The 12,730-nt window shown below is 69.5% G+C and carries 10 protein-coding genes; 4 read left to right on the top strand and 6 right to left on the bottom strand.

The window, feature by feature from the left end:
- Positions 1-29: 29 nt before the first annotated feature.
- From FHD67_RS05815 to FHD67_RS05790, 6 genes are all read right to left on the bottom strand, one after another.
- Positions 30-704 (bottom strand): methionine ABC transporter permease, encoded by a 675-nt coding sequence (locus FHD67_RS05815; RefSeq protein ID WP_139598143.1) that lies wholly within the window; start codon positions 702-704, stop codon positions 30-32.
- Positions 694-1,728, bottom strand: coding sequence for a methionine ABC transporter ATP-binding protein (locus FHD67_RS05810; RefSeq protein WP_408902593.1), 1,035 nt, complete (start codon positions 1,726-1,728; stop codon positions 694-696). Before FHD67_RS05810 ends, FHD67_RS05815 begins: the two co-directional genes overlap by 11 nt.
- 201 nt (positions 1,729-1,929) lie before the next feature.
- Positions 1,930-3,759, bottom strand: coding sequence for a response regulator (locus tag FHD67_RS05805; protein WP_139598141.1), 1,830 nt, complete (start codon positions 3,757-3,759; stop codon positions 1,930-1,932).
- A complete protein-coding gene (locus FHD67_RS05800; RefSeq protein ID WP_045981320.1) occupies positions 3,749-4,612 on the bottom strand; it encodes a CheR family methyltransferase in 864 nt (287 codons plus the stop codon). The genes FHD67_RS05805 and FHD67_RS05800 overlap by 11 nt, the downstream gene beginning before the upstream one ends.
- Entirely contained in the window at positions 4,609-7,674 is a 3,066-nt protein-coding gene (locus tag FHD67_RS05795) for a response regulator (RefSeq protein WP_246071244.1), read from the bottom strand. Before FHD67_RS05795 ends, FHD67_RS05800 begins: the two co-directional genes overlap by 4 nt.
- Positions 7,675-7,837: 163 nt before the next feature.
- Positions 7,838-8,386 carry a cytochrome b gene (locus tag FHD67_RS05790; RefSeq protein WP_045998990.1) on the bottom strand — a complete coding sequence of 183 codons (549 nt, stop codon included), beginning with the start codon at positions 8,384-8,386 and terminating at the stop codon, positions 7,838-7,840.
- A gap of 102 nt (positions 8,387-8,488) precedes the next feature.
- Between FHD67_RS05790 and FHD67_RS05785 the strand changes: the two genes are divergently transcribed.
- The 4 genes from FHD67_RS05785 to FHD67_RS05770 all read left to right on the top strand — a co-directional run.
- The gene (locus tag FHD67_RS05785) at positions 8,489-9,232 is read left to right on the top strand and encodes a CDP-alcohol phosphatidyltransferase family protein (protein WP_245008465.1); all 744 of its coding nucleotides are present in this window, start codon (positions 8,489-8,491) and stop codon (positions 9,230-9,232) included.
- Positions 9,229-10,806 (top strand): alkaline phosphatase family protein, encoded by a 1,578-nt coding sequence (locus FHD67_RS05780; protein ID WP_045998989.1) that lies wholly within the window; start codon positions 9,229-9,231, stop codon positions 10,804-10,806. The genes FHD67_RS05785 and FHD67_RS05780 overlap by 4 nt, the downstream gene beginning before the upstream one ends.
- The gene (locus FHD67_RS05775) at positions 10,803-11,747 is read left to right on the top strand and encodes a lysylphosphatidylglycerol synthase transmembrane domain-containing protein (RefSeq protein ID WP_139598140.1); all 945 of its coding nucleotides are present in this window, start codon (positions 10,803-10,805) and stop codon (positions 11,745-11,747) included. The genes FHD67_RS05780 and FHD67_RS05775 overlap by 4 nt, the downstream gene beginning before the upstream one ends.
- Positions 11,744-12,730: glycosyltransferase family 4 protein (locus FHD67_RS05770; RefSeq protein ID WP_246071243.1), on the top strand; the 987-nt coding region annotated here is incomplete at its 3' end. The genes FHD67_RS05775 and FHD67_RS05770, both read left to right, overlap by 4 nt.

Here is a 12,730-nt window from a genome sequence, read left to right as displayed (position 1 = left end):
GGATTCGTCCTTTCTTGTCTGCGGGAAATTCAGGCGCCGCGGTTGCGGGGCGCGCGGCGGTCGACGCGGGCCGCGATCCATTCGCCAAGCGACTGGACCAGCTGCACCAGCACGATCAGGATGACGACGACGGCGGCCATGACCTCGGGCATGAAGCGCTGATAGCCGTAGCGGATGCCCAGATCGCCCAGGCCCTGCCCGCCGACCGCGCCGACCATCGCGGAATAGCCGATCAGGCTGACCACGGCCAGGGTCAGGCCCAGGGTGATGGCGGGCAGCGCCTCGGGGATCAGCACCTTGCGGATGATCTGGAACGGCGTCGCACCCATGGCGCGCGCGGCCTCGATCAGGCCGGCGTCGACCTCGCGGATGGCGTTCTCGACCAGCCGCGCGATGAAGGGGATGGCGGCCAGGGTCAGCGGCACGATGGCCGCGTCCGTGCCGATCGACGTGCCGACCACGGCCCGCGTGAAGGGAATGATCGCCACCACCAGGATGATGAACGGGACCGAACGGGTGGCGTTCACCACCAGCCCCAGCACCTTGTTGATCCACGGCGCCGACAGCAGTTCCCCCCGCTGAGAGCATGCCAGGAACACGCCCAGAGGCAGCCCGCCCAACGTCCCCAGAATGGCCGAGATGGCGACCATGTAGAGGGTCTGCAGCGTCGCATCCCACAGGATCGGGATCAGGTTAGCGGACATGGCCCAGCACCTCCGTGGTCAGACCGTGTTGCTCAAGGAAGGCCCGCGCCTGATCGCCCCGGTCCTGGGGGACCGAGATCAGCAGGTTGCCGAAGGGGCGCGTGCCGATCTCCTCGATAGTGCCGCCCAGGATGTTGGCGCTGATGCCCAGATCGGTCGCCAGACGCGCCAGCATCGGGTCGGTCGCATGCGTACCCGCAAATGTCACGCGGATCACCTGGTCGCCCGGCGGATCGGTCTGCAGCCGCGCCGCGACGAAGGCCGGCAGCGTGGCGCCCGTGACACCGGACAGGAAGCGCCGGGTCGTGGCATGTTCGGGCCGCGCGAAGATGTCGTAGGTCGGACCGGCCTCGACGATGCGGCCCGCCTCGATCACCGCCATGTGGCTGGCGATGTCGCGCAGCACGGCCATCTCATGCGTGATCAGCAGGACGCTGACGCCCAGGTCGCGGTTGATCTGGGCCAGCAGGTCCAGGACGGTCTGCGTGGTCTCGGGGTCCAGCGCACTGGTCGCCTCGTCCGACAGGAGGACCTTGGGGCCGGTGGCCAACGCGCGCGCGATGCCCACGCGCTGCTTCTGCCCGCCCGACAGTTCCGCCGGATAGCGGTCGGCCAGCGCGCCAAGGCCTACCTGCTCGATCAGCTGGTCGACGCGGGCGCGGATCTGGCCGCGCGGCGTGCCCGCGACCTCCAGCGGCAGGGCGATGTTGCCCCGCACCGTGCGCGAGGCCAGCAGGTTGAAGTGCTGGAAGATCATCCCGACATCGCGCCGGATCGCGCGCAGCGCGGACCCGGTGGCGGTGCCCACGTCGCGGCCCGAGACCGTGACGCGGCCCGTCGTCGGCCGCTCCAGCCCGTTCACCATGCGAAGCAGCGTGGATTTGCCCGCGCCGGACCGGCCGATGATGCCGGTGATGCTGCCCTCAGGGACCGACAGGGTGATGTCGGCCAGCGCCGTCACCTGCCCTCCCGCCTTGGGAAAGGACTTGCCCAGCCCTTCGAAGGTTATCGCCGCGCCGGTCATCCGCATCCTGCATGCTTGCCAAAAGTCAGGGCGCGGTCCTGCCCGAAACGGCCGCCGGGCGCAAGCCGTGCCGCAGCCGCACGGCGATCCCGCCCGGAACGGCCGTTCGCGCGCCGCGCAGCCTGCCGGAACGCAGGCCCTGCCCCGGCCGATGCGCACGGACCGCGGCGGTCGGGACGCGCATCGGGCAGGACGGCATCCTTATTCCGCGGCGTCTGGCACCCCGCGCGCCAGAAGCGCGGTCAGGATCGTGCGCAGCGTGTCGGGGCGGAACGGCTTTTCGATCAGCGGCGCATGGTCGAACCCCTGCGGCAGGTTCTCGCGGCCATAGCCCGACACGAAGCAGAACGGCACCGAAAGGCTGTCGAACAAGGCCGCGACCTCGTCCACCGGCTCTCCCTTCAGGTTGCCGTCCAGCAGGGCCAGGTCGATGGGCCCGTTCCGGGCAGCGGCCATCGCCTCGGGGACGCTGCGGGCGACGCCGGTGACGGTGGCCCCGGCATCCTCCAACTCATAGCGCAGGTCCAGCGCAACCAGCGGCTCGTCCTCGACTAGCAGGACGCGCGCGCCCTCCAGCGTCGATGCGCGGATGACGGGTTGGCCGACCAGCGCCTCGGCGGCGGCGGCCTGGCCCGCCAGCCGGGTCACGCCGTCGGTCAGACGGATGGTCCAGACGACCCCGTCGGGGTTCCAGTCGGCGCTGACCGCGGCCGCATCGCCGCCCCCGGCCGCCCCGATCAGCGTCATGCCGAAGCCCATGCGCGACGGCGCGGTGACCGCCGGGCCGCCCGTCTCGCGCCAGGTCAGGACCAGGCGCTGCCCCTCAAGGCGCCAGGCGATGTGCACGATCCCGCCCGGAACCGACAATGCCCCGTATTTCGCGGCATTCGTGCCCAATTCGTGCAGCGTCAGCGCAAGGCGCAGCATGGTGTCGGGGGCCAGTTCCACCGGTGGGCCGTCGCGGCGCAGCCGGTCGCCGTCCAGCGTACCCGAACTGATCTGGTCGTCGATCAGCTGATCCAGCGGCGCGCTGGCCCAGGTCGCATCCGACAGGATCGAATGGGCGCGGGCCAGCGCCTGCAGGCGTCCGCCAAAGCTGGTCTCGAATTCAGGCAGGCTGCCGGATTGGCGCAGGCTTTGGCGGGCGATGGCCTGGACGTTGGCCAGGGTATTCTTGATGCGGTGGTTCAGCTCTCCGATCAGCAGCGCGCGGACCTCCTCGGACTGCTTTCGTTCGGTGATGTCCTGAACCTGCAGCGACAGCGACTGGCGGTTCAGACCCTCGGACAGGACCGATCCATAGACCTCGCAGCAGATCGGGCCGATATCGGCGTGATCCAGGCTGATCTCGGCCGAGAAGCGCGGCACGCCGTCCTGCTGGCTGTCCAGCCAGCCGGTCAGCAGCGCGGCCCCCTGTTCGTCCAGCCAGCCCGCCGCGGTGGCGGTCATGCCCAGCATGTCGCCCGCGGGCCGCCCGAACATGCGTTCGGCCCCCTTGGACCAGCTGCGCACGCACAGGTTCCGGTCCAGCGTGACGAAGGCCAGCGGCGAATTGTCGGCATGGGCCTTCAGCTGCGCCATCGCGCGGTCGCGGTGCAGCGCGATGTCCTGCATCTCGTCGCGCTGGCGCTGCAGGTCCTTGGCCTGGCGGCCGATGCGGAAGAACACCTCGGCCTTGGATTTCAGCACCACCGGGTCGATGGGCTTGAAGATATAATCGACCGCCCCCGCCTCGTACCCCCGGAACCGGCGGGCCTCGTCCATCTCTGCGGCGGTGACGAAGATGATGGGCACGCCGCGGGTGCGTTCGGTGGACCGCATGAGTTCCGCCAGTTCATAGCCGTCGGTGCCGGGCATCTGCACGTCCAGGAAGGCCAGCGCGTAATCATGCTGCAGCATCAGTTCCAGCGCCTCGGTCGCGGACCGCGCGGTGTCGACCACCAGCCCGTCGCGCCGCAGCAGCGCCTCCAGCGCCATGATGTTTTCCGCGATGTCGTCGACGATCAGGAAACGGATGGGTCTATCGGGCATGAACAGTCTCCTGGTCGGCATTCCGGCGCCAGATCCGGTCCGGTTCGGCAAAGGCCGCGAAGGACGCGGCATGGGTGGAAAAGCGCAACGTCTCGTGAGAACCGAGGCCAAGAAAGCCGCCCCGCGCCAGCGCCTCGGCGAACAGGCCCACGGCGCGGTCCTGCAGCGTCCCGTCGAAATAGATCAGCACGTTCCGGCACGACACCAGCTGGACCTCGGAAAAGACCTGGTCGGTGGCCAGGTTGTGCTCGGTGAACACCGTGCGCGATCGCAGGCCCCGGTCGAAGGCCGCGCGCCCATAGGCGGCGGTATAGTAATCCGACAGCGACCCCAGCCCTCCCGCCCGCTGATAGTTCTGCGAGAAGACCGGCAGGCGGTCGATGTCATAGATGCCGGCCTCGGCCCGGGCCAGGGCGCGTCGGTTGATCTCGGTCGCATAGAACATCGTGCGGTCGAACAGCCCCTCCTCGCGGAACAGGATGGCCAGCGAATACAGCTCCTCTCCATCGGCACAACCCGCCACCCAGACCTTGAGCGAGGGGAAGGTCCGCAGATGCGGGATGACCTCGCGGCGCAGTGCAAGGTAATAGGCCGGATCGCGAAACAGTTCGCTGACCTGCACGGTCATCGCGTCGATGATGTCGGGCAGCACCGCGGGATCATGCAGCAGGCGGCCCTGCACCTCGGACAGGGTCGCGCAGCCAAGCCTTTCGCGCGCCAGTTCGGCGCGACGGGCCAGCGATGCGCGCGAATAGGACCTGAAGTCGTAATGGTGGCGCCGGTTCAGCGCCTCCAGGAACAGGTCCAGCTCGATCGCGTCGGCCGCGCGCAGGGGGACGGGATCGACGCTCATCGCGGCATCCAGACCCGGGTCAGCGACAGCAGCTTGTCGACATCCAGGGGCTTGGGCAGGTAATCGTTCGCCCCCGCCGCGAGGCACTGGTTCTGATCCTCGGCCATGGCCTTGGCGGTCAGCATGATGATGGGCAGGCCCTTCCAGCGGTCGATCTTGCGGATCTCGCGCGTGGCGGTCAGGCCGTCCATCTCGGGCATCATCACGTCCATCAGCACCAGGTCGATCTTGGGGGCGGCACCGTCGTTGATGCGGCCCAGGGCCTCCAGCGCCTCGCGGCCGTTCCGGGCGATCTGCACGGTCGCGCCATGCGGCTCGAACACGCCGGTCAGGGCATAGACGTTGCGGATGTCGTCCTCGACCACCAGGATGCGGCGCCCCTCCAGCTGCGCATCGCGGTTCAGCGACGCGGCCAGCATGTCGCGCTGTTTCTGCGGCAGGTCGGAGACGACCTGATGCAGGAACAGCGTGACCTCGTTGATCAGGCGCTCGGGCGACTTGGCGCCCTTAATAATGATCGATTTCGAATAGCGGCGCAGGCGCTGCTCCTCGGCCTCGGACAGTGCGCGCGCAGTATAGACGATGACCGGCGGGAAGGACGCCGTGCCGTCCCCGTCCAGCTGCTCCAGCACCTCGAACCCCGAGGCGTCCGGCAGCGTCATGTCCAGGACGATGCAGTCGACCGTCTGGCTGCGGCAGATCTTCAGTGCCTCGGCGGCGGTACCGGCGCCCACCGTCTCGACCCCGTCGCTGGTCAGCAGCGCCTTCAGCCCCAGCATCTGCGCGGGATCGTCCTCGACGATCAGCACGCGGCGCAGGCGCTGTTCCAGGCGGGTCTCCAGGTTGCGGATCGCCGTGGCCAAGTCGTCGCGCCGCACCGGCTTCATCATATAGCTGATGGCGCCCTGGGCCAGCGCCTCCTTGGTGTAATCGTCGGCCGAGACCATATGCACCGGGATGTGTCGCGTGGTCGTGTCGCGCTTCAGCCGGTCCAACGCGGACAGGCCCGAATGGTCGGGCAGGCCCACATCCATCACGATCGCCTGCGGCAGGAAATGGCGCGCCGCACGCACCGCGTCATCCGCCCGGCCCACGCAGACGCAGCGGAAGCCCAGCTCCTGCGCCAGACCATAGAGGATGCGGGCGAATGCCGGATCGTCCTCGACCACCAGCATCACCCGGTCGCCGGCGCCGATGTCCGCGCGGTCGTCCTCGACCCCCGGCAGGGCGTCCAGCATCATCGGCGCGGGTTCGGGCATCGTGGGCGCGGGCAAGGACCGCCGCGCAGGTGCCGGCGATTGCAGCGCCGGGGCGGCGGGCAGGATCAGCGTGAAGGTGCTGCCCTTGCCGGGCGCGCTGGTCAGCGTGATGCGCCCGCCCAGCAGATCGGCCAGTTCACGGCAGATCGACAGGCCCAGCCCTGTTCCGCCGAAGCGGCGCGAGATGGTGCCGTCCGCCTGCCGGAACGCCTCGAACACGGTCTCCTGCTGGCTGGCGTCGATGCCGATGCCGCTGTCCTGCACCGACAGCGCGATCCCCTGCGCCGCCGGGGAAATATGCAGCACCACCTGCCCCCGTTCGGTGAATTTCAGCGCGTTCGAGATGAAGTTCCGCAGCACCTGCTCCAGACGCTGCCGGTCGGAGGAGAACGCCGCGACCTTGGGATCGACCTGCGCCGACAGGGTCAGCCCCTTGTCGCGGGCCTGCGCCTCGAAGGCGCGCACCAGCTTGTCGGCCAGCGCCTGCGGCTCGACCGTGTCGCGCGACACGTCCATCTTGCCGGATTCGATCTTGGACAAGTCCAGGATGTCGTTGATCAGCGCCAGCAGATCCTTGCCCGATGCCTCGATCGTCTCGGCCCAACGGACCTGCTCCTCGGACAGGTTGCGGCCGCGGTTGTCCGACAGCAGCCGCGACATGATCAGCAGCGCGTTCAGCGGCGTGCGCAGCTCGTGCGACATGTTGGCGACGAATTCGGACTTGTAGCGGCTCTCCTGCGCCAGCTCCTGCGCCTGATCCTCCAGCATCCGGCGCGACCGGGCCAGCGCATCGCGCTGTTCCTCCAGCTCCTGCGTCTGGCTTTCAAGCTGGGCGTTCTGTTCTTCCAGCTCTGATTGCTGTGCCTCCAACCGGCGCTGGCTGTCCTGCAGAGCGCGGGTCTGCTCCTCCAGCTCTTCGTTGGACGCCGCAAGCTCCTCGGTATGGGCGCGCAACTCCTCGGCTTGACGGCGGGTCTCCTCCAGCAATTCCTGCAGCTGCTGGCGATACTGGGCGGACCGCAGCGCGATGCCCAGCTTGTCTCCGATACGCTCGAACAGGTCGATCACGCGAGGCGGCGGGGCGGCATCCAGCCCGAACTCCAGCACGCCGTTGATCAGCTGCCCGTCCCGCATCGGCACGATCAGCGCATGCGCCGTGCGCCCCCGCGCCAGTCCCGTCGCCCAGCCCAGCGCCTGGTCCGGCGCAAGGGACATCTGCAGGATGCGACCTTCGGTGACGGCGCGGCCCAGATGGCCTTCGTCATCCGCCACGCGTTCCGCCAGGGCGTCACCGTCGGTGCCCCATTGCGCCAGCCGCAGGTGGCCATGTCCATTACGGGCATAGGCGACGGCGGCCCGCGCGCCGATCCGGTCGGCCAGAACCTGCAGGACCTGGCGGGCCAGCTTTTCCGCGGTCAGGTCGCCCTGGACGGCACGGGACACCGCGACCTGGGTGCCGGTGATCCAGTCGGTGTCCAGCAGCTTGCCGCGGGTGACGATCAGCCTTCGCCCCAGAAATCCCAGGCACAGATACACGATCCCGGCCAAGCCGCGGTTCACGGCTGCCACGGTCGGATCGATGCCGGTGTTGTCCTTCTGGAACGCCAGCGCCATCGCCACGCAGACCAGCACGGCCGTGGCCACCGGCAGCGCGGGCCAGCGCGCGAAGACTGCAAGACTCAACGGCAGGATATAGATCAGCCAGACCGCCGTCCCCAACGGCACCATCAGATCGAGGGTAAACACGCCGGCAAGGGCCGCTGCGATGACGACCAGAATCGTCAGGTCTTGGGTCTTGGTCACGATCTCTCCTGGTCGGCGGCATTTTCGACGTCACCGTCGAACGCCGCGACAGGACCTTTCGTTCAACCGCCTGTGATCAATATTTGATAATCCGGTGCGACCCGACGGTCCCCGTCATTCGCGCCGCATGGCCATATCCAAACCGGACGGTCCTGTCGAGGGCTCAGCGCGCCCGCGGCGGCCACATCCGTGCCCAGACCCCGTCGCGCCGGATCAGCGCATGGTGCAGCGCCGCGCCCACATGCAGGGCCAACACCGCCATCAGCGCCCAGGCCGCCAGTTCGTGCAGGCTGCTGGCGGCGTCGGCCAGGGGCTTTGACCGGGGGACCAGCGTCGGCAGGCCAAGCGCATCCAGCCCTTCGATCGGAAAGCCGCCCGCGCGCACGCGGATGTATCCCGACAGCGGCATCACGACCATAAGTCCGTACAGCGCCAGATGCGACAGCCCCGCCACCCGCCGCTGCCAGTCGGGCATGGTCGCGGGCAGCGGCGCGGGCGGATGCGTCAGCCGCCAGACCAGCCGCAGCGCGATGATGACGATCAGCAGGCTGCCCACGTTCTTGTGAAACAGGTACAGCGCGTCCCCCAGGCCGCGGTCCAACCCGTCCTGCACCATCAGCAGACCCACCGGGATCATCGCCAGTATCAGCGCCGCGACCAGCCAGTGCAGCATCCGCGCCGTGGTGCCATAGCCTGCGGGTCGATGATCCATGGCGCAGCCCTCCTGTCGCGACAGGATAGCCCGGGATCGTGCTGAGGCAAGCCTGTTCAGAAGTCAGCTTGACGCGTCATGCCCCTGTCATATGTTCACCCGATGCAGATTTCCCGCCCCGACCTTGCCGATCCCACCGTCAGACCGGCCCCCGCCGCAGGCCGCCGCCTGCCCGAGGGGTTGATCCTGGCCATTCCCGCGGGGCTGGCCCTGAACCTGGGCATCGGCGTGATGGTCCTGGGCCAGGGCACGGGTGCCCTGGTCGCGGGCGTCGTCTATCTGGCGGGGGCCGCGCTGGTCTGCGTTGCAATGCGCAGGCATTATCCGCATGCCAGGCTTGGGTCGTGCAACGCGGTGACGCTGATGCGCATGGCGCTGACGACGGCGTTGATCGCGCCCCTGGTCGGCGGGGTCGCGGCGGGCTGGGCAGTGGCGGCGATCGCGACCATATCACTGACGCTGGACGGGGTGGATGGCTGGCTGGCGCGGCGCAGCGGGCTGTGCTCCGATTTCGGCGCCCGTTTCGACATGGAGGTCGACGCCGCGCTGGCCCTGATCCTGGCGCTGCACGCCCTGGCCGGCAGCCCCGTCGGACCCGAGATCCTGGCCCTGGGCGTCATGCGCTATCTGTTCATCGGGGCGGGGCTGGTCTGGCCGTGGATCATGGCGCCGCTGCCGGTCAGCTATGCCCGCAAGGCCGTCTGCGTGCTGCAGCTTGCGACGCTGATCGCGCTTCAGGTGCCGGTCCTGTCGGACGATCTTGCGATCACCCTGGCGCGGATCGCGGCGGCGGCGCTGATCTGGTCCTTTGGACGCGACGTGCTGTGGTTGCGGGGCCATCGGTGACCCCCCGGCCCTTGTCGGTCCTTGCCGCCATCCTGCTGCTGCACGTCCTGCTGGCGCTGCCCGCGCATCCCGATCAACTGGCCTGGGCCGCGCTGGCACGCCCGGCGCCGGAGCTGGCGGTGCTGATCCTGCTGGCGCTGGCCGCGGGCCGGACGGTCGCGGGGCGGCTGCTGCGCGTGGCGGCGACCCTGGCCCTGACGCTGGTCACCGTGCTGAAGGTCGCGGACCTGGCGATGCTCGAAAGTCTGGGCCGCAGGTTCAATCCGGTCGCGGACCTGCCCCTGATCGATGCATCCGTCCGGCTGATCGCCGGCAGCCTGGGCCCCTGGCAGGCGGCGGGTGCGGTTCTGGCCGCGCTTCTGGCCACGTTGCTTATCGTTGCGGGCACATGGTGGGCGATGGGCGTGCTGATGCGCCGGGCCCCGCGTCCCGCCTGGATGCGGATCGCCGGTCTGGCAGCCTCTGTCGCGGGGATCGCGCTGCTGGCGTTAATGCCGCCCCCGACGGCCGCCTATGCCATCGACCGCGCTCAGCTGTCGGCACGCACCGTGACAGAGCTGCGCCAGTTCAACGAACAGGCGCGCCAGGATACGCTGGCCGGGCTGCAGGATCCGCTGGCGCTGATCGACCGCGACGTTCTGGTGATCTTTCTGGAAAGCTATGGTCGCACCAGCTTTGACACGCCCTTCTTTGCCGACACGCATCTGCCCCGGCTGCGCCAGGGACAACAGGTGCTGCAGGATCACGGATTGGCCATGGCATCGGGGTTCCTGACGTCGCCGACGCATGGCGGACAAAGCTGGCTGGCGCATGCGACGCTGGCTAACGGGCTGTGGGTCAATGACCAGACGCGCTATCAGGCGGCCATCGCCAGCGGGCGCCGGACACTGTTCCACCACGCCGCCGATGCCGGGTTCCGTACCGCGGCCGTGATGCCCGCCATCGTCCGTCCCTGGCCCGAGGCGTCGACGATGGGCTTCCAGCGGATCCTGGCCGCGCCCGACCTGGGCTATCGCGGGCAGCCGTTCAACTGGGTCACCATGCCCGATCAGTTCACGCTGGCCGCCACCGACCGCCTGTTGCGCGACGGCAGCGACCCGCGCCGCCTGTTCGCGCAGATCGCCCTGATCTCGTCCCACGCGCCCTGGACCCCGGTCCCCGAAATGCTGCCCTGGGAGGATCTGGGCGACGGCACCGAATTCGACGCGATGGCGCAAGCGGGCGATCCGCCGAACGTCGTCTGGCGCGACCGCGACCGGGTGCGGGCCCAGTATCGGGACACGATCGACTATACGCTGCAGGCGGTGCTGGACTATGCCGCGCGGCAAGGAGAGGACGCGCCCCTGATGATCCTGGTCGGCGATCACCAGGCCGCCACCACCATCGGCCTGGACGACCGCCGAGAGGTTCCGATCCACGTCATCGGCCCGCCCGATCTGGTCGCGCGGACCGACGGTTGGGGCCTGACGCGGGGGTTGATCCCGGAACCGGGCAGCCCGGCGATGCCGATGGAAGCACTTCGCGACCGCTTCATGCGCAACTTTTCCGGGTCCCTGAACGTGCCTCCTGCATGAACGTGACACGCAGTCTTCAAATCCTGGTCGCCCTGGCAGTGATGGCGCTCCTGTGGTTCGGCCTGGACGGCCAGCAGGCGCTGCACTTGCTGGTGCGTGCCGATCCGCTGTGGCTGGCGGCCGCAGCACTGGCCCTGACGGCGCAGACGGTGCTGTCGGCAATGCGCTGGCGGCTGACGGCGCGGCAGCTTGGCCAGACCATCCCCCTCACCCGGGCCATCTGCGAATACTACTTGGCGCAGGTCGTCAACCAGTCGCTGCCCGGCGGTGTCGTGGGCGATGCCGGCCGCGCGGTCCGCGCGCGTCATCAGGCGGGCCTGCGCCGCGCCGGCGCCGCCGTCGCGATCGAGCGCCTGGCGGGCCAGGTCGCGCTGTTCCTGGTGCTGGCGGCGGGTGCGCTGACCGTGACGCTGATGCCGGGCGGGCTGACACTGCCGTCCTGGGTCATGGGCCTGATCGGCGCGTTGCTGAGCGTCGCGCTGATCGCGATGCTGGCCATCGGCGGTGCGGGACAGCTGCCTGGGCGCGCAGGCACCGCCGCACGCGATCTGCGGGGCGCGTTGCGCGTCACGCTGCTGGCGCCGGGCGCCCTGCCGCGTCAGGTGGCGCTGAACCTGGCGATCACCGGGGCCAACCTTGCGGCCTTTGCCTTCTGCGCCGCGGCCACCGGCACGATGATGTCCCCGGTCGAGACCGCCGTTCTGGTGCCGCTGATTCTGCTGACCATGATCCTGCCGCTGACCGTCAGCGGCTGGGGTCTGCGCGAGGGTGCGGCCGCCGGGCTGTTCCCCCTGATCGGCGCCAGCGCGCAGGCGGGGCTTGCCGCCAGCCTGGCCTTCGGCCTGATGTTTCTGGCCAGCACCCTGCCGGGGCTGCTGGTCCTGTTGGCGCAGCGCCGCGTCAACCGTCCCGCCCCCGCAGCCATACAGGCAGACCCGTGACCGACCCAAAGACCCTGACCTTTGCCCTGCCGGGCGACATCACCACCCTGACCGGCGGCTATATCTACGACCGCCGCATGGTCCAGGGGCTGCGCGACGAGGGCCGGCATGTCGATGTCCTGGCCCTGCCCGATAGCTTTCCGACCCCGTCCGACAGCGACATGCGCCAGGCGCTCGACGCGCTGCAGGCGGTGCCCGCGGATCGGCCGGTGGTCATCGACGGGCTGGCCTTTGGCGCGCTGGACCCGCAGGGGGTGGTCGCGATCCGCGCGCCCATCGTGGCGATGATCCATCATCCCCTGGCCCAGGAAAGCGCGCTGCCTGCCGATCTGGCCGACCATCTGTGGCGGACCGAGCGCGCGAACCTGGCCCATGCGGACCACGTGATCGTGCCCAGCCCGCATACGCGCGACATGCTGGTCGACCGCTATGACGTGCCCGCCGACCGGATCACCGTCGCCCGCCCCGGCACCGACCGCCCGGAACAGCCCGCCACACCACAGGACCCGCCGCTGATCCTGTCGGTGGGCATCCTGCACCCGCGCAAGGGCCATGACGTGCTGATCGCCGCGCTGGCGGCGCTGGCCGATCTGGACTGGCAGGCGGTGATCGTGGGCAACCCCTGGGACGCAGCCCATGTTGCCGACCTGCAGGCGCAGATCGCCGCCAGCGGACTGGATGGACGGCTGGAACTGGCCGGGCGGGTCGGGGCGGATCGCCTGGCGGACCTGTACCGAAAGGCCTCGATCTTTGCGCTGGCGACCCGGTACGAGGGTTACGGCATCGTCTTCGACGAGGCGCTGTCCCATGGCCTGCCCATCGTCAGCACGCGCGCGGGCGCGGTGCCGGGAACGGTTCCGGCCGATGCGGGCCTGCTGGTCGCACCCGACGATGCGCCCGCGCTGGCGCAGGCGCTGCGCCGCATGCTGACCGACCCGGCCGAGCGAGCCGCACGGGCGGCCGCCGCCGCACGGGCGGGGGCG

The organism is Paracoccus haeundaensis, assembly GCF_006239215.1.
Taxonomy (GTDB): domain Bacteria; phylum Pseudomonadota; class Alphaproteobacteria; order Rhodobacterales; family Rhodobacteraceae; genus Paracoccus; species Paracoccus marcusii.
The sequence above is the reverse complement of the archived record's forward strand: the minus strand, read 5'-3'. Positions and strand labels throughout refer to the sequence as shown.

Excerpts from the sequence above, each read along its gene's own strand:
- FHD67_RS05810 (WP_408902593.1), bottom strand. The coding sequence starts at position 1,728 with ATGACCGGCGCGGCGATAACCTTCGAAGGGCTGGGCAAGTCCTTTCCC.
- FHD67_RS05775 (WP_139598140.1), top strand. The coding sequence starts at position 10,803 with ATGAACGTGACACGCAGTCTTCAAATCCTGGTCGCCCTGGCAGTGATG.
- FHD67_RS05785 (WP_245008465.1), top strand. The coding sequence starts at position 8,489 with ATGCAGATTTCCCGCCCCGACCTTGCCGATCCCACCGTCAGACCGGCC.
- FHD67_RS05815 (WP_139598143.1), bottom strand. The coding sequence starts at position 704 with ATGTCCGCTAACCTGATCCCGATCCTGTGGGATGCGACGCTGCAGACC.
- FHD67_RS05800 (WP_045981320.1), bottom strand. The coding sequence starts at position 4,612 with ATGAGCGTCGATCCCGTCCCCCTGCGCGCGGCCGACGCGATCGAGCTG.
- FHD67_RS05805 (WP_139598141.1), bottom strand. The coding sequence starts at position 3,759 with ATGCCCGATAGACCCATCCGTTTCCTGATCGTCGACGACATCGCGGAA.
- FHD67_RS05790 (WP_045998990.1), bottom strand. The coding sequence starts at position 8,386 with ATGGATCATCGACCCGCAGGCTATGGCACCACGGCGCGGATGCTGCAC.